Consider the following 25,442-nt stretch of genomic DNA (forward strand, 5'->3'; position numbering starts at 1 on the left):
AGCTTTGATACCAACTGTTATAATATAACATCACAAAACCAACTAAGGTCAAGCGATAAAAAATAACAATTCAGATCGATGGCATTCATTTGAAAGAAAATCCGGCTAGGATGGCTAGTTCAGTGACTTGCACCACTGATCGCTATGCAGCTATCTCCGAACGGAAACAATTGACGCTGAAATTGACAGCCAGTCACATGCTCACTAGCTTGAACTGGTATACCGGTTGATAGTGCTGACTGATAGAATCTTCAGCTCGGTAACTTCAACGAGAAAGCCTTTACCCGATTTTGGGCCATTGCTAGCAGCCGCTACAGAGAAGCCCACTTCCGTTTATTTGATAAAAAAGACAATACATGATGCTATTTCGCCGCCTTACGCTTAAAAGAGCCAAAAATGTTAGTCAAAATTTTTTAAAAAAAACCTTTGGCACTTTGCTTGTTCTGACTTTACTCATGTCACATGTGCTTTATTCCACAACTGCCTCTGCAACCGGGCAAACATCAGCCGACCTGCCTAACTTGCAAGACTGCTTTCTTGATGGCTTAACTGAAAAAGCCCAATGCGGAAAAATTTCAGTGCCAGAGAACTATCAAAAACCCGATGGCAAAAGAATCGATATCTACTTTGCTCGGATTCCTGCGATCAAAAACATTCCGGGCAACGCACCTTTATTAGCAATAGCGGGCGGACCTGGGCAGTCGGCAATTGATAGTGCTCGGATATTTTCTCAGGTTTTTTATCGCACTCGTCAAGATCGTGATTTGATATTAATTGATCAGCGCGGCACCGGCCGGTCGAATTTATTGCAGTGCGAAGATCAAAATAAACGCGATCTTTCAATTAACGATCAGCTACTCGATATCGCCCAGCTAGCCAAAGAATGTTTGCAACAATTATCTAAAGAATCTGATGTTGCTCAATACGGTAGTTTGACTGCATTAAAAGATCTGGAATACGTCAGGAAACATCTACAAATTGAACAATGGCATTTATATGGTATTTCTTACGGTACTCGCATGGCGCAGCTTTACATGCGGCTTTACCCTCAATCATTAGTCACCGTCACTTTAGATGGTGTGGTACCGATGCAACATTCGGTTATCACCATCGGCAGTGCCATTAATCGTGCATTTACACAGCTAATGGACGATTGTAGCAATAATCAAGATTGCCAAAACAGCTACCCTAATCTGCAACAGCAGCTGACTCAATTAACCGAACAGCTCGCAGAAAACCCGATCAAGATTCAGGTTAATGACCCAATCACCGCCGAGCCCAAGCAATTTTTAATTACTCAAAACAAACTACTCGGCAGCTTACGCATGGCGATGTACACCCCCAGTATTCGCACCATGATCCCTTTAATTATTGACCATGCCGCCAAAGGAAATTATCAGCCATTGCTCGGGCTTTATGGCAGTTCGGGTGGCGCATCAGGTAACAATGGTATTGCTCTGGGCATGCATATGGCAGTTGCCTGTGGCGAAGATTTTTATCGGTTAGATCCCAAGCAAGCAGAAAAATTAAAACAAAGCTCAGCTATTGCCGCAGAAACGGTGAAATTATTTACCATCGCTTGCCCAATATGGAATATCCCAGCAGTGGGTAAAGGTTTTTCACAACCGATAGAAAGTGAGATTCCAACACTTTTATTATCGGGTAATCTCGATCCAGCCACACCGCCATCATGGGGAGAAATGGCTAAAGTTCGATTGAAAAACAACCGTCATTTTATTGCACCCTACGCCACTCACGGCGTGGCATTTCAAAGTTGCGCAGCTAATTTAATCGAACAAATGATCGAAGAAAAATCAGTTGAAAACCTCGATGACAGTTGTTTGAAAAAAGATACCCGACGGGATTTCTTTTTAAATGCAAATGGCCGTAGCAGCAAACAGTTAGTTGATAGCAAGCCTGATCAGAAAGCGCAAAACCAAACCAGCCAAGGAGCCACCACCAATGATTAAAGTCGAACACCTAACTAAAACCATTGGTGATGTTAATGCACTGCAAGATTTTTCATTTAGCGCAGAAAATGGACAAATCACTGGCTTACTCGGTCCCAATGGCGCAGGTAAAACAACTGCCCTGCGCAGTGTTTTTGGCATGTTAAAACCAGACCATGGCGATGCCATTATTGACGGTTTTAGTATTCTCCAAAACCCCATGCAAGCCCGACAGCAATTAGGGTTGTTCCCCGACCCTTTTGGCTTATATGAACGATTAACGCCACGGGAATATATTGAATATTTCGCCCAATTAAATGGCATGAATAAAACTACTGCCAAACAAGCGACCCAGCAAGTGCTGGAGTTGATGAAGATGCAGGAAATTGCTGATCGGCGCTGCAAAGGCTTTTCACAGGGCCAACGAATGAAAACCGCCTTGGCCCAAGCCATTGTTCATAAACCTAACAACATTGTGTTGGATGAGCCGACCCGCGGACTGGATGTAATGAGCACCAAAATGCTGCGCAACACTTTAAATCAATTAAAACACCAAGGTCACTGCATCCTCTTTTCCAGCCATGTGATGCATGAAGTCTCGGCGTTATGCGATAAGGTCATCGTCATGAACAAAGGCAAATTAATTGCCCAAGGCTCTCCAGATGAATTGTGCCAAATGACTAATCAGAGTTGCTTGGAAGATGCATTCTTCAAACTCACTGGCACCGATGAGGGAATCGCAGCATGACAGACAATCTTTCTGAAAAAGCGCCAGCCTCTGTGATTCGAGCCAAAGCTTCTAATAAGCAACTACTGCAGCAAACCTGGATTATTATTTTAAAAGAGCTGCGTGATGCGTTGCGAGATCGGCGCTCAATAGCAGCCGGTATGATCTATGCGATGATTACCCCCATCGCTTCTAGCTTGATTTTTATGTTGATGATTAGCAACTTGTCACAACAAAAAACCATTGAAATTGAAATTCAAGGCCAGAAATACGCACAAGATTTAGTGCGACAACTTTCTGCAACAGGGATTGTTCATCAGCAAGACCCTGAAAAACGATTGGCGATTACTTTACAAATTTCAGAAGAGTTTCCGCAGTCGATGGCCGAAGGGTTACCTGCCGAAGTCACTTTAATTACTAATCGCTCGGAGCAAACACTGCAGCAACCGTTTAATCAAATTAAACAACAAATAGACCAATACTCTGCTGAGATTGCATCTCTTAGACTGATCGCACGGGGAATCAACCCCCAAGTCAGCCGGCCAATTCAAGTAAATGTACAAGATATGGCCACCAGAGAATCTAGAGCCGGAGTGATATTGGGCGGAATTTTATTGGCGATTACCCTTTCGCTATTTATTTCTGGTTTGAACGTAGCAATTGATACTAGCGCCGGAGAAAGAGAGCGTAATTCATTAGCCTTACTACTTTGTCAGCCAGTTAAACCTGCACAAATTATCGCGGCAAAAACAGCAGTGGTTTCTATTTTCTCAATGCTCGGGCTGATATTAACCGTTATCGTCGCAATGATCTGCTTTAGTTATGTGCCTTGGCACGAGCTAGGATTCACCTTAAACCTGACCAGCAGCACCGGGTTATTTATTGTTTTAATAGGTATTCCCATCGCATTTCTAGCTACTAGCATGCAGTTGTTTTTCTCATTTTTTGCCAAGTCATTTAAAGAAGCCCAGTCTTATATGACGATTATTTTATTCCTGCCAATGGCATTAATCATGGCTTCCAGCTTTGATGTCATGCCGGAAGTGCTGCGTTGGTTACCGCTATCTGGTCAGCAACAAGCAATCACTCAGGTGATTAAGGGGCAAGCATTGCCTTGGCTACAAATTATTCTTACCAGTATTCTGACTCTGTTTACAGCCTTTTGCTTTAGCGCGGCGACTAGCCGTTTTCTGAAAAGTGAAAAAGTGGTGTTTGGGTTGTAAATCCCTTCAGTCTGAGCAAAAAAAACCGCAGCAAACGATTGCTGGTTTGCTGCGGTTTTTTTAATGATTTACCCCGGAAATGGTAAATCCACACCATTCACTTTCAACGCACCATCTTTGAAATTAGCATCTACCTTGTACTGTTCACCTGCCAAGGTTTCTACACCAAATTGGCCTAGCTGTGAAAGTACTTGGCTAGCCGGAGGCATATCACCCAACGCTTTTGGAATCGCAATGTTCAGTGATGCTTCAAAAGCCTTGATTAATTGCTGCTTATTGAATGCCATCGCTGGGGTAATCTTTGGCACCAATACTTGTGCTGACGCATCAATTTGCCCGGTGGAGGTCATTAAACTCAATTCACTAATATCCAGCTGCAAGTTAGAGAAGAACTCTGGCAATTTAGTTAACAAAATACCATTCAGCTTTTGAATGTCGGGCTGAGCTTTACCATTATTGACATTAATTGCATCTTGAATTGCGGTGGCTAATTCTTGAGTCAACTTGCTATTAATTTTTGAAATACTGCTATCAATTTTTAATGGACCAACACTCGGTAATGGCGCCATGGTTGCAGATTTCACATCACCTGAAAGGGATAATTTTAGATCAGTCGCATTTTCTTTCAAAAATGCAGACTTCATATTAAAGCCCTGAAGGTCAATGTTCTGCGATGCAACATATGGGCTATTTTGCTCTAAGTGCATTGCATCCATCACATAAGAAACATCGCCCAGCCAAATGCTATCGGCATTGGTTGGATCCAACCGGTGCTGGCTTTGCTTAAGAGTTAAGCCTTGCAATGAAAATTTATGCGCCTTCTGCTCAATATCATGCTCGGATGCTTCGGCAGAGAATTCGATTTTTGGAAATGATGCTCTACTGGTCATTTCACTAAAGTCTTTATTAGACTCAACCACAATAGAAATTGGGTCGCTATTAAACAAGAAAGGAATCTCACCTGATGCTCGATCATCAGCAGCGACAATCGCTTGCCAAGCAGGTGCATCAAAAGTAACTGACGGTACTGCCAGTTCTGCTCTAATTGACTGGTCTAGCCCTAGATCAACAGTAAAGGTAAGCGGTGCTTTTTCACCAAAAATTGGCTTTAAGGCTTTTTGCTGTAATTCATCATTCCAAACCGGGTAAATCACTGCACGGCTCAGACCTGTACTGATACCTTGCTCAGAAAAAATCACCGGGCCGTGGTAAACCTGACCTTCAAATTCAACAATCATCTCACCCTGTTCATTAGCACCAGCTGGCTGAGCTAACTTTTTAAACTGCGGGTCAGCCTTGGATAAATCCAGCTGCAACTTTACAGTTGATGAGCTATAGCCGCGTTGATAATCAACCAGCTTGACATCTATACCGTATTTAGCGGCATCCAACTGATTGATTTGAGTATATTGTTTTTCAATCTGCATTCCTGCAACAAACGGTGCAGCGCCTGCTAATACGCCTACAGCCAGCAAACCACCAATGACCTTCTTCATTTGACTTCATCCCTGGGGAAATTAACAGCCGCTATTACAGCATGAAATTACTAGATTCGGCCAGCAAGCAAGATGTTTTTTCATCAAGCATCACTGCTATTTAACTCGTTATCGAGCGGCCGATATCAAAATATTACGCGGCGTAAGCGCTTTATAACAAAAGATACTCAATGAAACATGGTAGCCATTTTGTTCAAGATACAAGCATCGATCTAATACCAACCAAAGCTCCAGTGGCCGGCGAAACAATCTGCGCACCAACTCTAGCCGCTCAATTTGCCCAAATTTGTTCTGGCCCACTTCCAGCCAATGTTGATAATCAATTTTGTCATCCAGCGGAAGCTGCTTTAACTGAGATAAGTGCTGGCAAAATGAAGTAAATCCATTGGCCAATAACTTAGGACTTAATGATGGTACCGGCAAATATTGGTCTATACCACGCTGCTGGCGTTGCAAGGCATCAAATGCTAACCGCCATTGATTTAATTGCCGCCGCTGTCGGTCAACCCTAGTCGGTGCAGTAACGGTTTCCAGCACTGCCAGTTTTAAATCATCACGACTTAATAGCAGCGAAGACTTTTTGGCCAGTTTTGATAACGGCTGGTAATTGTCACTTTTAATTAAATGATAACAACAGGGAGAAAATGTGATTTTATTAATTTCACATGCAACAGACTGCTGAATTAACTGGGTATGCAAATCGCCACAGGCATGCAGAGCGACTATATGGCTAGGGTGGCTAGGAGAAGGAGTAGAGCCAACAGGAACAGAAGAAACAACCGGTAAATTATCTCTCTTCAGATATTTAACCACGCTATCTTGCAATACATCTTGCTGATGAATTTTCACTGGCAACTGATGTTTTTTAGATAGGCAATTGCCCTTTTCACATAACTGCTGATTATATTCCAAGCCATTAACCGGTTGTTTAAAATGGCTAGCAATCGCCCGCGACAAATGCCCTTTACCACAACACCAATCCACAATAGCGGATGCGTCAGCCGTTACTTGCTGTTTCGGATTGTTTAAAGCAGCGGTAAATTGACTAATTTGTTGCCATTTTCTACCAGGGATTCCAGTAGCCAAAAATGGCGATAGCTGCAGTGGTTGTTTTTCTGCTAATGGCAACTGACAAATAGCCAGCAGCTCTGGTGCCCAGGGCAGCCATTGGCTCAACCACTGCGCTAACTGGTTTGAATCGGCAGCCAATTGAGCCAACAATTGATCATCTAATTCTAACAATGCTCGAGACAACTGAGGATTTTGAGATTGCCAATCGATCCGACCTTCGGGAAAAGGATTGCTTCGCCAAAACAGCTGCTGCTGATCTAACAATCTATCTAACGACTGAAATTGCGCGACATAAGATGGGTTGGATGAAAAAAAAGAGCTCAAAACAAATCTGCAAAAGACTACCTAAAAAATAATAATACCGGGTTATTTTAGGCTTTGCATGAAATGTGTGATGACGCTGTTGAAAAATACTGCTGAGGGGCTTCTGCCCTTCTCCACAACTTACAAACAACCAAATAGTTCTTGCCACCAATTACCAAGCTGTCGTTACTAGTCAACCAAGCTGACCGGTCAATTCATGGCATAACCTCAGATTGCTAACCGTGCGCTCTAAGATCTATCACCCTGATTGGGAGAACTTAGAGCAAACCAGCCAATCAAAAACACGACCATCAGTCAACGATCCCAAGGCAATCAAGTTAGCTATCAATCAAAGCCAACACTCACCTTAAACCTTCCGACTGATTTCGGATAATGCACACCCAAGCGAAAACGGGACCATCCCAAACAACAGTAACCAGAAAATTACTGGCTCTGTAATTTGAAGGACACAATAAAGTTGGCCCAATTAAGAGTATGTAAAAACACATCGAAATAAGTAAAAAAATAAGGCGTAAAAAACTAATCATCACAAAATTCAAAAAAACTGGTGATTTGAAACAACCAGTATTTGAATCGTTATAAATTTATAACAAAACTATAAAACGCATTAAATCTTAAGGTATCTGCCGTCAACCACAGTTAAAATACAGGACAAGCAACAGGTAAACTATACAATAATCAATTTGTTACGCTTGTATTTTTTAGCGCTTATTCTGTAAAATATCATCCTCTAAAAATCGATTAATCAAATTACAACCCACAGCCACTGACCAGAGTCAAGGTAATTGTGGTTGTTGACTGACGTGTCTTTTAATCCTTTTATATTCATTTAAAAAACCGACCGACTGCAATAGGCCATAAAAAACACCATGAAAACAGATAACTAAAGCTCACCGACCATCAATAAAGCGTCATTTTCAAATTACTTCGGTTAACTTTTTTATCTATTTATGTTTAAATGTTTTCTTTATATGCTTGATTATTTCCGCTGACATTCTTGCAGCAACTGCTGCTTGTCAGATATAAGCCTTTCAATTTACACAAACTTATTTAGCTATAGCGATCAGAAAACCGGCTTCGCACTATCAGAAAATGTAGCAATTTCCATATGATATCCGGTCATTTTTTCTCGTAAGCACTGAAATAATCTCTTGCCAGAAAAGGAGATTCCCCTGGAAACGCTCAGTTTTCTAACGGACAATTTCAGCCAGATTTTATCCTTGGCATTGGAACACACTCTGTTAGTAAGCGTGGCTGTTGGACTAGCCATTTTAACCGGTGTACCAATAGGTATTGCCATCACTCAAAGCCAAAGGGCTGCCGACAGCGTTCTCTACATTGCTTCGGTAATCATCACCATCCCTTCTATCGCTCTGTTTGGCTTAATGATTCCCGTTCTCTCTCTGATCGGCCAAGGCATTGGTTATTTGCCTGCAATAATCGCGGTACTGCTCTACTCTCAACTACCGATTATTCGCAATACCTACACTGCAATTAACAATGTAGATCCTGCACTTAGAGAAGCTGCCCGTGGTATTGGCATGACGGCAATGCAGCGATTGAGAATGGTCGAAATCCCCTTAGCAATACCGGTAATTATGGCCGGCGTTCGCACCGCAGTTGTTATGAATATCGGTGTGATGGCGATCGCTGCCTATATCGGTGCTGGTGGTTTAGGCACCTTGATTCAAAGAGGCATCTCACAATCCGACCCACGCCAACTATTAATTGGTGCAATTAGCGTCAGCTTACTGGCCGTTGTCGCCGACTTTGCCCTATTGTGGCTGCAAAAACGCTTAACCCCTAAAGGCATGGCAGCTCAGAGCTAAGGAGAGCAAAGATGATTACTCTAGACAAATTAACCAAAGTTTTTGACACAGAAACTGGCGCAATTACTGCAGCCGATCACATTTCAATGGAAGTCCCTAGCGGCGAAATCTGCGTGCTTTTAGGTCCTTCTGGCTGCGGCAAAACGACTACTTTGAAAATGGTCAACCGAATTATTCCAGCTACTTCTGGCCGAGTATTAATTCATGGTGAAGATACTAGCCAAATGAATACCGTCGATTTACGACGCAACATTGGTTATGTCATTCAACAAATCGGTCTGTTTCCAAACATGACCATTGAAGAAAATATTTCTGTTGTTCCCAAATTATTAGGCTGGAAAGCCGAGCGTTATAAAAAACGCGCCAGTGAATTACTCGATTTAGTTGCACTCGATCCGGCTATTTTTCTCAAGCGTTATCCCAACGAACTATCAGGCGGCCAGCAGCAGCGGGTTGGTGTAATCAGAGCACTGGCAGCTGATCCAAAAGTCATGCTGATGGACGAACCATTTGGTGCTATCGACCCAATTAACCGCGAAGTGATTCAGGATGAATTCCTGAAGATGCAAAAAGAGCTGAATAAAACCATTTTGTTCGTCAGTCACGATATAGATGAAGCAGTCAAGATGGGTGACAAAGTAGCTATTTTCCGTGAAGGAAAATTAGAACAATATTCCAGCCCAGATGATCTGTTAGCTCATCCCGCCAATGATTTTATTGCAGGATTTGTTGGCAATGACCGAACGCTAAAACGACTACAACTGGTTAATGCCAGAGAAGTAATGGACAAGAACCCGATTTTTGTCACTTTGGATCAGCCATTAACTGACGCACTGAAATTACTAGAAACCCGTGATTGGGATGCGGTGACCGTGGTCAATGGACAACACAAACCCATTGGAATGGTTCGCCGCGAAGTTGCGCAAGCGCGCCGTGGATTATGCCGCGATCACCACGATGGTTTACCGTCAATGGTTGAACAGTCAGATGATTTACGCTCTGTTGTTTCGCGGCTTTTCCGGGTAGACGCAAACTGGTTGCCAGTTGTTGATCTGCAGGGGCACTTGAAAGGTGTGATTACCCAACATGGAATCACCCACCATATTGGTGCCACTTACCGCAGTTAAGGCTGGAGAAAATCTATGGATAAAACAGCCTTAAAACGCTACGGCAGAAATTTGTTTTTGTTACTAATTTTTGGTTTCGGAATATGGGCCGAACGAACAGGTTTCATTGAGGAAATAGCCGAATACCAGGAAGATATTGTTTATCTAGCAGGCGAGCATTTATACCTGACTCTAGTATCTGGCGGATTCGCTATTTTAACTGGGATACCAATTGGCATTTTAATGTCTCGGCCGTGGATGGCAAGAAAAGCAGAAGTTTGCATGCAATTGCTTAATATTGGCGGCACCGTACCCACATTAGCATTGCTCGCACTGGCCATGAGCTTTCTTGGTATAGGTAATAACGCTGCAATTTTTGGCTTATGGGTTGCCACCCTTTTGCCCATTGTTCGTAATACCTTCACTGGCCTGTGCTCAGTTCCAGCACATATGAAAGAAGCTGCCAGCGGCATGGGAATGACAACTAAACAAATGTTATTTCAGGTAGAACTGCCCAATTCTGTGTATGTAATTATGGCGGGTGTTCGTACTGCATTGGCAATCAATATCGGAACAGCACCACTGGCATTTTTGATCGGCGGCACCAGTTTGGGTGAACTGATTTTTACCGGCATCGCAGTTGATGATCAGGCAATGATGCTGGCAGGTGCAATTAGCACAGCATTATTAGCAGTGATCATTGATTTTATTCTTGGTATTGCAACCATGTTATTGGTTAGTAAGGGCGTTAACCCATTGCGACAAAGAGCTTAACAAGCCGCATTAATTAGTCAAAATCAGATAGCAAGAAATAGATTCTTTCATACTGCTTTAGATGGAATTTTTAGCAGCAACATTAAAGGAATAAACAACAGTTTTTTGTGACCAAATTATTCAATTACAGCATTTGATCACAGATCGATCGGAGGAGAATTAAATGTCCATTAAAGCCAAATTATTCGGACTGATTGCAATTGCCATCACCAGCTTTACTTTTTCAGCCCAAGCCGCTGAACTGGTAGTGGGGGGTAAGGGCTACACTGAACAATTAATCCTAGCATCTTTGACTGAACAGCTACTGGCTGGCAAGGGTTACGACGTAGACAAGAAAGATGGCATGGGCTCAAACGTTCTGCGCAAAGCACAACTAAGCAAGCAAATTGATTTGTACTGGGAATATACCGGCACATCTCTAACAACCTACAACAAAATCAAAGAAAAAATGAGCCATCAGCAGGCTTATGACACAGTCAAAAGACTTGATGGCGAGAAAGGCATTGTCTGGTTGAACCCATCTAAAGCAAATAACACTTTTGCTTTAGCAGTTCGTAGCGATGACCCAAAATTTTCAGATATCGAAACATTAAGTGACCTGGCCACCATGGTAAATGCTGGCAATCGGCTTAAATTAGCCTCAGGCGTAGAATTTCCAGTTCGCCCTGACGGCTTAAAGCCAATGCAAAAGGTCTATGGTTTTAAATTCAAGCGCTCTGATGTCAAAAAAATGGATGATGGCTTAACCTATCAAGCATTGAAGCTGAAAGAAGTTGACGTTGCCTTGGTATATTCTACTGACGGTCGAATCGGCGCCTTTAATTTCAAAGTACTTAAAGACGACAAAGGTTTTTTCCCAGATTACGCCATCGTTCCAGTCATTCGTGAAGATACCCTTACTAAGCACCCAAAAGTCGGCGAACTTCTAAACCAACTTTCTGCAAAATTGAATGACCAAACTATGTCTAACTTGAACGCTCAGGTAGACGTAGAGAAAAAATCAATTGAAACAGTGGCTGCTGAATTCCTGAAAAACCAAGGCTTAATTTAATAGCTTTGTTTAATCACCAGTGAGTAATTTTAGAAGCGACGATCACTTTCGTCGCTTCTAATGCTATATTAGGCAACTTGCTTACCCACATGATGCTCACAAAAGAGCCAAGCAAGGTTTCAATCTACTGCAACGCCCTTCATACCTGTTCTAGGTATCTGGCAGATTAGCAGTTTCAACCGGCATATCATTTAGTTCTTTGATATCTCTGCCGTGAATCACCTAAAGATCCATAGTTTCCATCTAAAGATTTAATATTGGCACTACCGGCTCGGGCATTAAGCTTTATTGGCATCACTATTCGTGTCGCAATTTTTGGCTTATCACCTGCCATCCTTTTGCCAATTGTTCGCAATATCGCCTTCATCAGTTGATGCTCATCGCTTCAAGATATTCATGCCATATGTCGGACCGCTTAGCCTCGCGCTTCTGATTAACAAACGCATCAACCCAATGCTCTAAAGACGCATAGCAAACCTACAAATGATCATAAGTAGACTAAAAAAATAATAACAACTTACAAATTCATACTGCTCCAAATGGAATTGACGGCAGCAATATTAAAGGAATAAGCAACCGTTTTATCTGTGGCCAAACCATGTGCTTACAGATTGATCAGAGAATAATAAATGTCGATTAAAAACAAATTGTTGGGACTGACAGCAGTTATCATCAGCAGTTTTATGTTTTCAGCCCAAGCCGCCGAATTGGTAGTGGGTGGTAAAGGCTTTACTGAACAGTTGATCTTGGCATCAATGACTGAACAGCTTTTAACCGCTAAAGGCTACGATGTCGACAGGCGCGACGGAATGCCTTCAAGTGTGCTGCGCAAGGCGCATTTAAACAAGCAAGTGGATTTATACTGGGAATACACCGGCACATCTTTGCGTACTTTCCACAAAATCAAAGATAAAATGACCCGCCAACAAGCTTATGACACCGTCAAAAAACTGGATGGTGAAAAAGGCATTGTTTGGCTCAACCCATCCAAAGCCAACAATACCTATGCATTGGCAGTTCGCAAGGACGATCCAAATCTGGCAGACATAAAATCAATAAGCGATATGTCCGCCATGATGAAAACGGGTAAAAGATTGGTACTTGGAAGCTCTAGCACCTTCCCAGTTCGTGCTGATGGTTTAAAACCACTACAAAAAGTCTACGATTTTAAATTCAAACGCTCCGATATTATAAAAATGGATGACGGTCTGACTTACCAGGCACTGAAATTAGAAAAAGTTGATATTGCTGTAGTATTTTCTACCGACGGCCGTATTGGCGCATTTAACTTTAGAATTCTTACCGATGATAAAAACTTTTTCCCAGATTATTCAATGGTGCCGATCATTAGTGCAGACATTCTAGAGAAGCATCCAAAAGTGGGTGAGCTATTAAATCAACTTTCTGAAAAATTCGATGACACAGTCATTTCAAACCTGAATGCTCAGGTAGACGTTGAAAAGAAATCAATTGAGCGGGTAGCAACTGAATTCCTGAAAAAACAGGGTCTAATTTAGCATAATTCAGTCACCAATAGATAACATTGTAAAGGCGACGATAATTTCGTCGCCTTTACTAATTTAGTAGCATTATCTACCAACCCATACTGCTTCAAATGGAATTGACGGCAGCAATATTAAAGGAATAAACAACCAGTTTTTCTGTGGAAAAAACATGTATCCACGGATTGATCCGAGAACAATAAATGTCAATTAAAACCAAATTATTGGGGCTAACAGCAGTTGTCATCAGCAGTTTTATTTTTTCAGCTCAAGCTGCTGAATTAGTAGTAGGTGGCAAGGGTTATACTGAACAATTACTGTTAGCGTCTATGACGGAACAACTTTTGGCTGACAGAGGTTACGATGTAGAAAAACTCGATGGCATGGGTTCTATGGTACTGCGTAAGGCACAATTAAATAAGCAAGTTGATATGTACTGGGAATATACCGGCACATCTTTGCGCAACTATCATAAAATTAAAGACAAAATGAGCAAGCAGCAAGCTTATGACACAGTAAAAAAGCTAGACCTGCAGCAAGGGCTTGTCTGGTTAAATCCATCCAAAGCCAATAACACTTATGCTTTAGCAATTCGTAATGACGACCCTAATCTAACCGATATTAAATCCTTAAGTGATATGGCTGCAATGATTCGCGATGGTAAGCGTTTAAAATTTGCAACGGATATTTTGTTCCCTGTTTTACAAGATGGATTAAAACCATTTCAAAAAACCTATGGGTTCAAGTTCAAGCGTTTGGACGTTAAAAAAATGGAAGCCGGACTGACCTATCAGGCATTGAAGTTAAAGGATGTCGATATTGCCTTAGTATATTCTACCGACGGTCGCATTGGTGCATTCAACTTTCGCATACTGAAAGATGATAAAAGTTTTTTCCCAGATTACTCGATTGTTCCAGTCATCCGAAAAGATACCCTTGCCAAACACCCAAAAATCGGTGAATTATTGAATCAACTTTCCGCCAAGTTAAATGATCAGTCTATATCTAACCTCAACGCTCAAGTAGACGTAGATAAAAAATCAATTGAAAATGTTGCTGCTGTATTCCTGAAAAAACAGGGTTTGATTTAATAATCAGCTTTAAGATGGTTTGATAGACCTAAGTGCAATCAGTCGATGTCCGATTACACCTGTGGTTTATCAAACCTCATCCTTCTGCAAAAAAACCAACTGACGAGATTAGGTTTGATTCTGTTATAATCTCTGCCGCAGGCGACCAATCGCAGCACCAAACACCCATGGTGCTGCTGGGTATGCCTCAATATTAATCAAAAAACCAATTGATCAAGAGATAAATACTGTGAGCCGCAAGAACAAGATTACCGCTAAAGTCAAAGCCAGAATTAAAAAAACCAATTTGAAAAACAACATGTCGAAAAAGCCTCGTTATGTTTCTATAGCCGAGCGCGCTCAGCTTGCAACTGAGGCTGTACCGTCCACAGAAAAACTAAACCAAGCAACAGATAATCATCAGCCAGCTATCGATTCAACTCCAGATAAAAAAACAGCAACCGAATAATTCAAGACTATGACTCAATCATCTGAAAATATTCATCAGCTGCGCTATTTGCAAGGTTACCCAGATTCATTGCTGGCTCAAACTCAGCGACTGCTGCAGCAACAGAAACTGGCAAAAACACTGCGTGGCCGCTATCCACAAACGCATCAAATCAAATCACCTAAGGCGTTATATGACTTTACACTGGAGATAAAAAACCAGTTTATGCGTAAATCAGCGCCCCTTAGCAAAGTGATTTATGACGATAAGATAAAAGCAGTGGAACATGCTCTTGGCCTACACAGCCAAATTTCTCGGCTACACGGCGGTAAATTAAAAGCTAAAAATGAAATTCGGATCGCATCGATATTTAAAAATGCACCGGAAGATTTTTTAAGAATGATCGTGGTGCATGAGCTGGCGCATTTTAAAGAAAAAGAGCACAACAAGGCATTTTATAAGCTTTGCTTGCATATGGAACCCGATTATTATCAACTTGAATTCGATATGCGGTTATATTTAACCTGCTTAGAAATTGAAGGCAATATTTATTAGCGGTTAAAAAAAAGCCCGCCACCAAATGGGTGACAGGCTAAAAACTAAGGTTAAATACTGCTAAATAGCTACTGCAATTTACTCATCACCACATCCGGTATTTCAGGTTGTGATGGTTTTTTAGGGCCTTCATCAACCCATATAGGCTTTCGCTTAAAGCCTATATGATACACCGTATGCTGGACGATGATTTGCTGGTCACTTCTTTGGATTACAACCAATCCTTTTTCGGTACCAACCAACTGACCGCGCCCTTCAGATAAGCAACGGTTGATGAAATCCATTTGTGCATCGATCTCGCTTTGCGCCGGAATACGGTCGGTTCTGGTTGGCCCAACCACTGCACGCTGGATAAAGCTGACTTCTCCGATTCCAAATTTTTCAGCCATGAGTAAAGTACTTCTATTTTTTGATAACGATTATCACGATAAATCATTTGCCGATAGATTTCTTTACCACAACGGCTTAATTCTTTTTCGCTGGCGCCTTACCGTTTCCCGATGAACCATTCAATGCAGAAGTTTCACCGGTCTGCTCATTATAAGTTTGATTACTTTCAATTTTTCTTGGCTCACAGGCAGTGATCAAATGATCGAGAATTCTCATCAAACCTTCAGGCGCATCCATTTGCTTGGCATGAACTCGCACATCATATTTGGCACTGTTATCAGTTTTTCGAGTGGATTCTTTATGCGAGCTGACCGAACCACTAATTTTTACCGAGAACGGTCCCCAACCAGCTTTGGCTGAAAACGAACCCTTAGCATCTTGAGATGATTTATCTTCAGTACTATTTTTAACTTCCATATTGAATCGAATATCAACTTCATCTACTAACAACGCTGGAATCGGCACAATGGCCAATACAGGTGCAGAGATTGAAATAGTCTCTTCAATGATTTCACCCGTTGGCATAGTCGCCGGGCGGGTTGCGATAAAGTCGATAGTACGAGTAGAAAAATTACCGTTACCGTCATCAATCAAGCCAATTTCATTGATAAAATCAGCTTCCGCTTTAGCCAACTGCACTTGCGCATTACACGCTGCTTGCAGTGGACCACCGATCAGCGACTCCATAGGTAGTCCGTTAAATTGACTGGCAATAGACATAATCACATTCCTTGGTTTTTCGTCTTACAGCTAGAAGTTATGCAGAGCCATTAACTGCATCAGGTCTCTACATTCTTAACGAGACTTTGCTCCAACCTAGCGATCACTTCAGGAGGTTCAGTCCCTTCAAACTTAATTCTCATCTTTGCGGTTTGTTTATGATCTGTACCAAAAAAAGAACCCTTACCGGTAATTTGCAGCCGTCTCAATTTGTCACTCACCATCGATCTTTTAGAAACCCTGCGTGACAATTTGTTTTTGAGCTGTTGCTTATCCCACTCTTCATCAGTCATCAATGAAGTGCGTACTTCATCCTTTTCCCAATCTTCTTCATCGATCAGCAAATTACCTATAGGGACTTCCATCTCCATTTCTAGTTCTTTAATAATCAGAGAATTTTGCGGCACCAGAGTTATTTTAGGCACATTTACCTGAACATAGGACGGAATCTCTTCGCCTTGATCATTTTTTTCACCCGCCCTAGGATGAGGGTTTGGTAACTGTAATGGTATTGTGATGGGCTTGCCATCTTCACCAAAGTATTCGGCGATTTGCCGCGAGTGTTGATCTTCAGCGACTTCTTGCGCTTCCATAATTGCAAACTGCAACGCCTGCAACAGTTCATTGACTGTAAAACCGTTGGCCATTGATTACGTCCTCTGTAAAACACAATGTAATTAACAAACTTTGAAACGTCAATCGATAGTAACAGCTGATTATTCAAAGACAACAGCCATAAATCATATGAATTTTTAATGATATAGTAGCAAGTTAAAAATGCTCACTTGATAAGAATGAGTGCAATTTCTACTCAAATTTATTGCTACAAAACAGCTCTGGATTTCTAAAAAAAATCGCTACTCAGACCAGCCTGGAACTATCAGCCTCTGCCTAGAGATATTTCTAACGCCAGCTAAATACTCCATACCAAAGTCGTTGGTTTATCACTTGCAATTAAGAATCATCGATACCAAGAACCCCCTATTAATCGTTGCATTTATTCTTGCACTATTAATTAGATATGGCACATATAAACCCGGGTGCGCCACAGGCTTACCCAGGCTACGAGAACCAATTTATTTTAATAAATAGAATCATGATGTTTAAATTAATGCCGAATTAAAGTAGGTTGGGTAAGCCTTAAGGCGCACCCAACAATATTAGCGTCTTAGAGCATCATATTATTCGAATACTTATGCAACGATTAATACAATGTCGAGAGAACGCTATAGGCGGGATTAACCGATTTTAAGCTACCTGGTAGCCTGGGTAAGCTTCAAGCGCACTCGGGTTTTCTAGAGTGTTTTATATGTTCCGAATCCCCGAGGCAATCTAAGCTTACCCAAGTTACGGAACCCAATTGGTTTCAGAATAAATACCGATATTAGCAAGCTTATTTTCATGTCGATAACTAGCAAACGAATCAAATAATAGGTTGCAGCGTTCTATGAGTTAGTGAATTGGTCAACTAGTAAATTTATGTACTAGTTAACTATTTACAAGAGTTGTTCTAATACCCTGCGAGTTTTCTAGCAACCAGATGCCGATAGACGATCGTCGAACCTCCCAATCAACCTTTTATTCAGGCTTTAGCTTAAAGCGAAATCACTCAATGGTTTGCGGTGATAAACTGACGACAACTGATTCTTTATATTGCCAAAACCAAACTCTCAATGAACAACAAACCTGACATCAACCAAACCACGATAGAAAAACTGGCAGGCACTGCCGTTTTTTCAGTTGGTCAACAGTATTTCGAGCAAGGAAGGGTTGGCGAGCTGCGCTTTACTTCTGATCGAATTTTTACTCAAGTTGAAAGCGCTTCAAATGAATGCTTAAAGCATCAGGTCGAAATACAACATAGCCAGCGTGGTTTAGCCGGAAACTGTAGCTGCCCAGATTCTGAAGGCATTGATTTTTGTAAGCATTGCGTCGCCAGCGCACTTAAATTACAGCAACATTTATTACAGCAAACTTCCGGGCAAACCCACTCACTTAGTGCGGCACTTGGCACAGGTTCTGCCAAAGACCAGCTATTAATTGACTGGCTACAACAGCAAGACAAAAGCCAGCTGGTTGAAATAGCTTGGTCGTTTATTGGACAAAATAAATCACTACGAAAAAGCTACCAACTAAAAGCAGAGCTCGGTAGTGGGTTGTTAGATAGTAAAACTATTCGCAAACAAATCACCGCAGCGATTCCTTACAACCGCCATTACTACTATGAAAAAACACAGGAATTTTTTGAACAATTATCAGCGACATTTTCAATTATTCTCTTTGCGATGGAACAACTCCCCGGTCAACAAAGATTTGAATTATTAGATTACAGCTTGCTCCGTTTAGAAAAAGCGCTACAAACCATCGATGATTCAGCTGGTTGCCGCCTTCCATTAATTGAATTGCTACAGCGGCAGTATCAACTAGCTTTTCACCATGCAAGCTGGTCTGATTTAGAACAAGCGCGTCAACTGCTAAAAATGGCGACTGAAACTGAGCGATTTTCAGATTTTTATGGCGACGTACCTGAACAATACAGCTATTCTATATCTCAAAAAGCGCTCGATATTTTTTATCTACAAGCAGAAAAAAAGTGGCGACAACTTCCTCCAATCACCGATGATAGCTGGCAAGCACGCAAACCTTATTTTACCTTGGAAAAATTACTACTCGATAAAGCCCAAGCAGAAAACAATACTAAGCAGTGCATTGAAATTTCGATGAAAACCGCGGCTACCGAATTTCAATTTGCTCAGCTCGCCGAGTGGCAGCTGGAACTTGGTGACTTTGTGACAGCACAGACCGTATTAGACCGGGCATTTAGCAAATCTCGCCATGCAGATAAAAGTCATTTGCATCATATCCAACAGCAAATATGGATTGAAACAGACAGGTTTAACGTCGCCATCGAAGATCAGTGGCAGCAATTTACCGAGCTGTGTAATGAGCAGGAATTTCTACGGTTAATGGAACTAGCAGAAGCATCACCTTTAGCTGCAGATCAACAAGATTATTGGCTCAACAAATCTATTAACTGGCTAGTTGAAAAAATCACTCCTGAAAAGCGACAGTTTATTCGCCAGCATAAACTAAACACTTTACTCTGCATTTATCTTTATAATGAAGATATTGAAAGCGCTTGGCAATTGTCTCAGCAATATCAATTTCCAGCCGAATTGTTGCAGGAGTTAGCACGGGAGCTCTTCAGTTTTCCCGAGCGTGCGGTGCAACTGTACCGAGAAACCGCTGAATATTATATCAAACTCAATACAGCCCACTCCTACCAGCAAGCCATAGCCACATTAAAAGCGCTGGTCAAGCAGCTTAGTCATTCAACTGAAAAAATATTAGTAAAAGAAACCTTAGACTATATAAAACAGAATTTTTCTAACAATCATGACTTCATATATTATTTAAAGAAAGATTTCCCTGAGTTTAAATAAAATTTAATATAACAAAAACAAACCATCAATTGTACCACCACTACGTTCATAAACTTTATCAAAAGAGAGTTACTCTGAAATGTCAGCTACACCAACACCATTCTCTAAAAGAATTTTCGCTTCATCAAATAGTGGCTGAGTTATTTTTAATATCGTTGCAAGCTTTATATTTCGTGAGGACGTATTTTTTTAGTTTTTTCTATTTCCCAAGACATATTAGATTGTTTATTTAGACCAAGAACTCGAGAGTACGCCAGCGATTTAATATCCGAATTAAACAAAAATTTGAAACTTTCTCCTAGACTACTTAACTCCAAATTAATATATAAAGATGAGACACCTATGTCAGCCAACAATCTGCTTTCATTGCTAAGATCACACCCAAAATCTTCAGAGAGTGTCATTAAGAAAGCTTCCATTTTAATTTTATTTTGCTTTAGCAAGCTGAATACCAACGGACTAGTATCAAGTATATCATGGAGATTAAAACCGTTATCAAGCATAGTTTTTTCATAGAAAAATTGTTGATTCGTTAGTGAGAATTTTAGTTGCCTTCCAAATACCGGATTAACAGCCTGCTCTGCATGCTTTAAAGCGAATTCAACCTCAGGATGGCAAGTACTTCCTGCATACAAGCAAAAATTTTCAGCATACAGATTCCATACTTTCAAATCAACTGCTTTACTTGATATTAAATCCATAACTGACGAATAAGCGAGAAAATTATCTATTCTATATTGTTTCTCTTCATTTTTTGCAGATGCCACGGTTGAAACTAAAAAAGAATCTCTATCTGGCTGGAATACAACTGCGTGCTTTAATTGGGTAAGCGACTTACCTAATACCGGGTTGGGCAACGACTCAGCGTCAAAAACAGTAAAATCAAGATACAAGCCACCGTATCTTAGCAAGCATAACAATCTCAAAATATTTGTAGCATGCGCATATCTTTTTGCTGAAATCAAGTTCAAGCAAAATATAGACATATTTTTCAAATATCTCGGGTCATCACTACTGAGAAATAGTAACTCAGAATAATCTCTTGCCTGACATGAAAATAGCTTGTACCCACCTTGAAGCAATCTCTTATTGTCAGTCCATATATACTGTCGCCCACCTGGTTTTTTATTCTTCCAGCGTTGCCACACTTTACAGTTTGCCGCTAACATTTGCGTGATATTATCCTCGCCAGGGTCGGCGCCTAACCATATCCTATGGATATGAGATTCTCCCGAATGGCCAGAGCGAACCCCTGCTTGATAGCATCCGAAAACATCAGCTATTTGCGCCATCACTCGAAACAACAGGAGAGAGATTGATTTTTGTTTTTCATCGGGAAGTTCTGTTAAAAGCCGATTAATAGCGGCCGGATTGATATCCCGACAAACTATGGGAGTGAAGGTACAAGGATGCTGCCCCTGATATTTAAGATTACCAAAATATCTACTAAAAAAAACAAAGGCCAAAACCCTATCAATTGAATACGGAGGTTGAGCCAGCCTAGTAAGAATAAATTTTTGTTCTGGATCTAATCTAAGCAAAGATTCACAAGTCTGAATCATAATTTCCGCAAGACGTTCCTTAAAACTGACAAATCTAGGCATAGTGCTATCGAGTGATTACTTAGTTAAAAACAAGCATAGCATTCACCCAAAACATTTCTGCTGTGAAGGCTAAAAATCTATTAATCATCCGACAACATAATGTTCGGTTTTGATAAACCATTAAGACAACTGGTTATCTTTCTCCTATAGCTCGCTTTGCTTGATGTTCCCTTAAGATGGTTTACTATGCCTTCAGTTTTGAGATATAGACAATGGAACATGGTATGAAAAAACTTGAATTAAGAATTGATATTATTTCCGACGTAGTTTGCCCTTGGTGCATCATTGGATATAAGCAGCTAGAGAAAGCCATCAGCCTATTTCAACAACAATGCCTGGATAGTGGACAGCAGTTTACACCTGAAATTTACTGGCACCCTTTCCTGCTCAACCCAGAAACGCCTGCTGAAGGTACCAATCTTCGTCAGCATCTAATGGGAAAATACGGCCTTAGTGCTGAACAGAGTGATGATAATCGTGACCGGATTATTCAACTGGGCCAACAGCTGGGCTTTGAATTTAACTTCCATGACGATATTCGCACCTGGAACACCTTTGATATCCATCGGCTGTTGCACTGGGTAAGTACTATTTCCAACCAACAACAAACCGCATTAAAACTGGCATTATTCGACGGCTACTTCACCGACGCCAAACCTATGAATGATTTTACCTTGATTGCAGAAATTGCTGGCTCAGTTGGTTTAGATAAAAAGCAAGCTATGGATGTTTTACAATCAGATCAATATGCCGAAGAAATTAATACCATTGCCAGCCAATGGCGCAGCCAAGGCATTAGTTCAGTGCCTGCTTATGTGTTTGATAAGAAATTTTTAATTTCGGGTGGGCAAGATAGCAGTGTATTTGTCGATTTCTTCAAGCAGAATTTGTTAGAGAAAGCATCCTGATCGGTTGTTATATAAAAGCTTCATTTGGCGATGACTTGCCACTCAGGCTGTATAGAGCCGCAGAGAAATGACCGACAAGGATGTCGGGAATGCAGAATTTATGCCAGCGTCGAAGGTCTCCTGAAATACCAAATAAATAATATGTCGGTTCATTGGGGGATACCAGATAGATATTAGAAGCAATACTTACCATTGGATTTAATTGCACAATGGTCAAGTTGCATTTCGCTTCGGCTCTATGACAACCTACACAGCTTAGAATTAAACGCTGCAGAAGTAGGTAAAGAATTTATTATATTCCTCTACCTAACCATCCTTCAACAGCATATCAACCGCGGTTTGGCTGATTTGCTCGAGGTTTTCTAGGTTGGTATAAACACCATCATTTAATAAACGACACAAGCCGTGCAAGGTGCCCCAGGTTACTTGCGCGGTTCTTAGTGCTGAATGTTTTTGGTCAAATAAGCCTTGTTGCTGCAGCTTGTCTATCCAACCGACCCAACGTTGAAAGTTATCATGGGCAATCACTTTAAGTGATTCACTGGCCTGGTTGTTTTTCCAGATATCTCGGCTGAACATTAAATCGTAATGTTCACTGTTTTGCGCGGCGAAGCGAATATAGTAATCGACGTACTGCTCGAACTGCTGCCTTGGCAATAAATCATTCGATTGTTCGGCGATTGAATCTAACGATTGGTTTTTTCTCTCGAAGCCCTGCTCGGCAATGGCGCAAAGCAATGCATTTTTATCTTTGAAATGATGATAAGGCGCCATTCTCGACACCCCGACCTGATCAGCCAGCTTACGCATCGATAGTGCAGCAATGCCTGAAGTTCCGATCATTGCAGTAGCTGCCTGTAACAAGCTTTGTCGCAAATCACCATGGTGGTATTTACTGCTATCAACCGAGCTATATTTTGCTGCGGGTTTTTTACTCATTGACTAAGCGCCCAAATAAATGCCTGAAAGATTGCCGATGGGTCGGTATTTTTACGCGATCTGTTTCAGGCAATCTAACAACCGATCTTGACAGTGTCAAAATCAACTCGTATGTTGACGGCGTCAAGATAAGAAAAACAACAATTTTATAGCCCCATAACAACACCCATAACAACACTCGTAACAATACTAATAACAACAGGTGTCACTGCCATGACTACTTCTGATTCAGTCAAGTCCACTGCTGCAGATCCACATTTCCCGCATCTATTTCAACCGCTAGATCTCGGCTTCACCCAACTGAAAAACCGCATTATTATGGGTTCTATGCACCTTGGGCTTGAAGATATTCCGGGTGGTTTTGAGCGAATGGCCGCCTTTTATGGCGAGCGGGCCAAGCATGGTGTGGCATTGATTGTGACCGGCGGCATTGCACCGAATAAGGTCGGTGCAATTAGTAATCATTCAGCAACACTCACTAGCGAAAAACAACTGCCGCAACATAAACTGGTGACCGATGCAGTACATGCCCATGACGGCAAAATTTGTATGCAAATACTGCACACTGGCCGTTACGCTTACAGCCCGTCATTGGTTGCACCTTCAGCAATTAAGGCACCGATTAATCCTTTTCCGCCTAAAGCATTATCTGAAGATGAAATTGAACAGCAAATTAATGATTTTGTTCGCTGTGCTAGCTTAGCCAAGCAAGCCGGCTATGATGGTGTCGAAGTGATGGGTTCTGAAGGTTATTTCATTAATCAATTTATTGCCCAACGTACCAACCAGCGAGAAGACAGCTGGGGCGGTGAATACCAAAACCGAATTAAATTACCCCAGCAAATTGTTTCAAAAATTCGTCAGGCAGTCGGCGAAAAATTTATTATTATTTATCGGCTTTCTATGCTGGATTTAGTCGAAGGCGGCAGCAACCTTGAAGAAATTATTCAGCTAGGGCAAGCCATCGAAAAAGCTGGCGCTTCGATTATTAATACCGGTATTGGCTGGCATGAAGCACGCATTCCAACCATTACCACCCGAGTACCACGTGCTGCTTTTACTTGGACATCCGCCAAGATTAAACAATCACTTTCATTGCCGGTGATTACTTCTAACCGAATTAATATGCCTGAAGTGGCCGAAAAAGTTCTTGCCCAAGGCGATGCTGATTTGGTGTCCATGGCACGGCCTTTTTTAGCAGATGCGGAGTTTGTCGAAAAATCACAGCAAGGTCGCAGCGATGAAATTAACACCTGCATTGGTTGTAACCAAGCCTGCCTCGACCATGCTTTTGCCGGTAAAATGACCTCATGCTTGGTTAACCCACGCGCTTGCCATGAAACTGAAATTATCAGCCTGCCAACCAGCAAGCCACAGAAACTGGCTGTAATTGGTGCAGGGCCAGCAGGACTAGCCTTTGCCACTGAAGCGGCTAAACGCGGTCATAAAGTCACTTTATTTGATGCGGCAAAAGAAATTGGCGGCCAGTTTAATATCGCTAAAAGAATTCCCGGAAAAGAAGAATTTTACGAAACCTTACGTTATTTTAAAAAGCAGATTGAATTAACCGGTGTGACACTTGAATTGAATCAGTTTGTTTCTGCAGAACAATTAAATTCCAGTGATTTCGAACAGATTATTCTAGCAACCGGCATTATCCCCAATACTCCAAACATTCCTGGCATCAACCATAGCAAGGTTTTAAATTACCTCGATGTAATGGCAGGAAAGTTGGTGGGTAAAAAGGTCGCCATAATTGGTGCCGGTGGCATTGGTTTTGATATCAGCGAATACTTAACCCACCAAGGTGTTTCATCGAGTCTGAACATTGCTGCATTCATGCAAGAATGGGGCATCGACATGACCTTGCAAGCACGAGGTGGCGTTGAGCAAGTTAAGCCCTTACCTGCTATTGCAGCTAGAGAAGTTTATTTGCTGCAACGAAAGAAAACCCGTGTCGGCAACAACCTAGGAAAAACCACCGGTTGGTCGCACCGCTTGGCATTAAAAAATAAAAAAGTAAAAATGATCGCTGGTTGTGAATATTTAAATATCGATGACCAAGGGCTGCATTTACAAGTAGATGGCGAGAAAATGATTTTAGATGTCGATAACGTAATTATCTGCGCAGGGCAATTACCTAATCGCAGTTTGGCTGATCAAATTCAGCAAAAGCCGGTTCATTTAATCGGCGGGGCCGATATCGCCAGCGAACTAGATGCCAAGCGGGCAATTGCCCAAGGCACCAAGTTGGCGCTGCAGATATAACAAAACTGCTAACTATGCAGGGGAAGCGCAAGTGCCTTCCCTTTT

21 protein-coding genes are annotated in these 25,442 nt (G+C 41.5%); 14 read left to right on the top strand and 7 right to left on the bottom strand.

Going from position 1 to position 25,442, the window contains the following annotated elements; all coding sequences use genetic code 11:
* The first annotated feature begins 455 nt into the window (after positions 1-455).
* The 3 genes from DC094_RS03160 to DC094_RS03170 are packed head-to-tail and all read left to right on the top strand — an operon-like array spanning position 456 to position 3,899.
* A complete protein-coding gene (locus DC094_RS03160; protein ID WP_158527198.1) occupies positions 456-1,970 on the top strand; it encodes an alpha/beta hydrolase in 1,515 nt (504 codons plus the stop codon).
* A complete protein-coding gene (locus tag DC094_RS03165; RefSeq protein WP_116685623.1) occupies positions 1,963-2,697 on the top strand; it encodes an ABC transporter ATP-binding protein in 735 nt (244 codons plus the stop codon). Before DC094_RS03160 ends, DC094_RS03165 begins: the two co-directional genes overlap by 8 nt.
* Positions 2,694-3,899 (top strand): ABC transporter permease, encoded by a 1,206-nt coding sequence (locus tag DC094_RS03170; protein ID WP_116685624.1) that lies wholly within the window; start codon positions 2,694-2,696, stop codon positions 3,897-3,899. Before DC094_RS03165 ends, DC094_RS03170 begins: the two co-directional genes overlap by 4 nt.
* 68 nt (positions 3,900-3,967) lie before the next feature.
* On the opposite strand, the gene DC094_RS03175 is transcribed toward DC094_RS03170, so the two are convergent.
* On the bottom strand, positions 3,968-5,395 hold the full coding sequence (locus DC094_RS03175; protein ID WP_116685625.1) for a DUF945 family protein: 1,428 nt from the start codon (positions 5,393-5,395) through the stop codon (positions 3,968-3,970).
* A 108-nt stretch (positions 5,396-5,503) separates the two neighbouring features.
* Positions 5,504-6,790 carry a methyltransferase gene (locus DC094_RS03180; RefSeq protein WP_116685626.1) on the bottom strand — a complete coding sequence of 429 codons (1,287 nt, stop codon included), beginning with the start codon at positions 6,788-6,790 and terminating at the stop codon, positions 5,504-5,506.
* A gap of 1,151 nt (positions 6,791-7,941) precedes the next feature.
* On the opposite strand from DC094_RS03180, the gene DC094_RS03185 reads away from it, so the two are divergent.
* From DC094_RS03185 to DC094_RS03220, 8 genes are all read left to right on the top strand, one after another.
* A complete protein-coding gene (locus DC094_RS03185; RefSeq protein ID WP_439650623.1) occupies positions 7,942-8,619 on the top strand; it encodes an ABC transporter permease in 678 nt (225 codons plus the stop codon).
* 11 nt (positions 8,620-8,630) lie between these two features.
* Positions 8,631-9,746 carry an ABC transporter ATP-binding protein gene (locus tag DC094_RS03190; protein ID WP_116685627.1) on the top strand — a complete coding sequence of 372 codons (1,116 nt, stop codon included), beginning with the start codon at positions 8,631-8,633 and terminating at the stop codon, positions 9,744-9,746.
* 15 nt (positions 9,747-9,761) lie between these two features.
* The gene (locus DC094_RS03195) at positions 9,762-10,499 is read left to right on the top strand and encodes an ABC transporter permease (RefSeq protein ID WP_116685628.1); all 738 of its coding nucleotides are present in this window, start codon (positions 9,762-9,764) and stop codon (positions 10,497-10,499) included.
* A gap of 163 nt (positions 10,500-10,662) precedes the next feature.
* Positions 10,663-11,550 carry a glycine betaine ABC transporter substrate-binding protein gene (locus tag DC094_RS03200; protein WP_116685629.1) on the top strand — a complete coding sequence of 296 codons (888 nt, stop codon included), beginning with the start codon at positions 10,663-10,665 and terminating at the stop codon, positions 11,548-11,550.
* Between the two features lie 629 nt (positions 11,551-12,179).
* Positions 12,180-13,067: a glycine betaine ABC transporter substrate-binding protein gene (locus DC094_RS03205; RefSeq protein ID WP_116685630.1), complete on the top strand. Its 888-nt coding sequence runs from the start codon at positions 12,180-12,182 to the stop codon at positions 13,065-13,067.
* A 188-nt stretch (positions 13,068-13,255) separates the two neighbouring features.
* Positions 13,256-14,143, top strand: a complete 888-nt coding sequence (locus tag DC094_RS03210) for a glycine betaine ABC transporter substrate-binding protein (RefSeq protein ID WP_116685631.1) — start codon at positions 13,256-13,258, stop codon at positions 14,141-14,143.
* Between the two features lie 229 nt (positions 14,144-14,372).
* Positions 14,373-14,591, top strand: coding sequence for a DUF2986 domain-containing protein (locus DC094_RS03215; RefSeq protein ID WP_158527199.1), 219 nt, complete (start codon positions 14,373-14,375; stop codon positions 14,589-14,591).
* Between the two features lie 9 nt (positions 14,592-14,600).
* Positions 14,601-15,125, top strand: a complete 525-nt coding sequence (locus DC094_RS03220; RefSeq protein WP_241503953.1) for a M48 metallopeptidase family protein — start codon at positions 14,601-14,603, stop codon at positions 15,123-15,125.
* A 68-nt stretch (positions 15,126-15,193) separates the two neighbouring features.
* Here DC094_RS03220 and DC094_RS03225 read toward each other — a convergent pair whose 3' ends face one another.
* From DC094_RS03225 to DC094_RS03235, 3 genes are all read right to left on the bottom strand, one after another.
* Complete coding sequence (locus DC094_RS03225) at positions 15,194-15,514, bottom strand: hypothetical protein (RefSeq protein WP_116685633.1); 321 nt, start codon at positions 15,512-15,514, stop codon at positions 15,194-15,196.
* Between the two features lie 76 nt (positions 15,515-15,590).
* Positions 15,591-16,235, bottom strand: a complete 645-nt coding sequence (locus tag DC094_RS03230; protein ID WP_116685634.1) for a DUF2589 domain-containing protein — start codon at positions 16,233-16,235, stop codon at positions 15,591-15,593.
* A 59-nt stretch (positions 16,236-16,294) separates the two neighbouring features.
* A complete protein-coding gene (locus DC094_RS03235) occupies positions 16,295-16,882 on the bottom strand; it encodes a DUF2589 domain-containing protein (RefSeq protein ID WP_116685635.1) in 588 nt (195 codons plus the stop codon).
* A 1,026-nt stretch (positions 16,883-17,908) separates the two neighbouring features.
* Here DC094_RS03235 and DC094_RS03240 point away from each other — a divergent pair.
* Positions 17,909-19,678: an SWIM zinc finger family protein gene (locus DC094_RS03240; RefSeq protein WP_116685636.1), complete on the top strand. Its 1,770-nt coding sequence runs from the start codon at positions 17,909-17,911 to the stop codon at positions 19,676-19,678.
* Between the two features lie 164 nt (positions 19,679-19,842).
* Here the strand turns inward: DC094_RS03240 and DC094_RS03245 are convergent, their stop codons facing one another.
* Positions 19,843-21,282, bottom strand: a complete 1,440-nt coding sequence (locus DC094_RS03245; RefSeq protein ID WP_116685637.1) for a glycosyltransferase — start codon at positions 21,280-21,282, stop codon at positions 19,843-19,845.
* 224 nt (positions 21,283-21,506) lie between these two features.
* Between DC094_RS03245 and DC094_RS03250 the strand changes: the two genes are divergently transcribed.
* A complete protein-coding gene (locus tag DC094_RS03250) occupies positions 21,507-22,190 on the top strand; it encodes a DsbA family oxidoreductase (RefSeq protein WP_116685638.1) in 684 nt (227 codons plus the stop codon).
* A gap of 306 nt (positions 22,191-22,496) precedes the next feature.
* Here DC094_RS03250 and DC094_RS03255 read toward each other — a convergent pair whose 3' ends face one another.
* Complete coding sequence (locus DC094_RS03255) at positions 22,497-23,129, bottom strand: TetR/AcrR family transcriptional regulator (protein ID WP_116685639.1); 633 nt, start codon at positions 23,127-23,129, stop codon at positions 22,497-22,499.
* A 213-nt stretch (positions 23,130-23,342) separates the two neighbouring features.
* Between DC094_RS03255 and DC094_RS03260 the strand changes: the two genes are divergently transcribed.
* On the top strand, positions 23,343-25,397 hold the full coding sequence (locus DC094_RS03260; protein ID WP_116685640.1) for an oxidoreductase: 2,055 nt from the start codon (positions 23,343-23,345) through the stop codon (positions 25,395-25,397).
* Positions 25,398-25,442 lie beyond the last annotated feature (45 nt).

Origin of the sequence: Pelagibaculum spongiae (genome assembly GCF_003097315.1) — a bacterium.
Classification (GTDB): domain Bacteria; phylum Pseudomonadota; class Gammaproteobacteria; order Enterobacterales; family Pelagibaculaceae; genus Pelagibaculum; species Pelagibaculum spongiae.

Excerpts from the sequence above, each read along its gene's own strand:
- DC094_RS03160 (WP_158527198.1), top strand. The coding sequence starts at position 456 with ATGTCACATGTGCTTTATTCCACAACTGCCTCTGCAACCGGGCAAACA.
- DC094_RS03165 (WP_116685623.1), top strand. The coding sequence starts at position 1,963 with ATGATTAAAGTCGAACACCTAACTAAAACCATTGGTGATGTTAATGCA.
- DC094_RS03170 (WP_116685624.1), top strand. The coding sequence starts at position 2,694 with ATGACAGACAATCTTTCTGAAAAAGCGCCAGCCTCTGTGATTCGAGCC.
- DC094_RS03175 (WP_116685625.1), bottom strand. The coding sequence starts at position 5,395 with ATGAAGAAGGTCATTGGTGGTTTGCTGGCTGTAGGCGTATTAGCAGGC.
- DC094_RS03190 (WP_116685627.1), top strand. The coding sequence starts at position 8,631 with ATGATTACTCTAGACAAATTAACCAAAGTTTTTGACACAGAAACTGGC.
- DC094_RS03195 (WP_116685628.1), top strand. The coding sequence starts at position 9,762 with ATGGATAAAACAGCCTTAAAACGCTACGGCAGAAATTTGTTTTTGTTA.
- DC094_RS03200 (WP_116685629.1), top strand. The coding sequence starts at position 10,663 with ATGTCCATTAAAGCCAAATTATTCGGACTGATTGCAATTGCCATCACC.
- DC094_RS03205 (WP_116685630.1), top strand. The coding sequence starts at position 12,180 with ATGTCGATTAAAAACAAATTGTTGGGACTGACAGCAGTTATCATCAGC.
- DC094_RS03210 (WP_116685631.1), top strand. The coding sequence starts at position 13,256 with ATGTCAATTAAAACCAAATTATTGGGGCTAACAGCAGTTGTCATCAGC.
- DC094_RS03220 (WP_241503953.1), top strand. The coding sequence starts at position 14,601 with ATGACTCAATCATCTGAAAATATTCATCAGCTGCGCTATTTGCAAGGT.
- DC094_RS03225 (WP_116685633.1), bottom strand. The coding sequence starts at position 15,514 with ATGGCTGAAAAATTTGGAATCGGAGAAGTCAGCTTTATCCAGCGTGCA.
- DC094_RS03230 (WP_116685634.1), bottom strand. The coding sequence starts at position 16,235 with ATGTCTATTGCCAGTCAATTTAACGGACTACCTATGGAGTCGCTGATC.
- DC094_RS03235 (WP_116685635.1), bottom strand. The coding sequence starts at position 16,882 with ATGGCCAACGGTTTTACAGTCAATGAACTGTTGCAGGCGTTGCAGTTT.
- DC094_RS03240 (WP_116685636.1), top strand. The coding sequence starts at position 17,909 with ATGAACAACAAACCTGACATCAACCAAACCACGATAGAAAAACTGGCA.
- DC094_RS03245 (WP_116685637.1), bottom strand. The coding sequence starts at position 21,282 with ATGCCTAGATTTGTCAGTTTTAAGGAACGTCTTGCGGAAATTATGATT.
- DC094_RS03250 (WP_116685638.1), top strand. The coding sequence starts at position 21,507 with ATGAAAAAACTTGAATTAAGAATTGATATTATTTCCGACGTAGTTTGC.
- DC094_RS03255 (WP_116685639.1), bottom strand. The coding sequence starts at position 23,129 with ATGAGTAAAAAACCCGCAGCAAAATATAGCTCGGTTGATAGCAGTAAA.
- DC094_RS03260 (WP_116685640.1), top strand. The coding sequence starts at position 23,343 with ATGACTACTTCTGATTCAGTCAAGTCCACTGCTGCAGATCCACATTTC.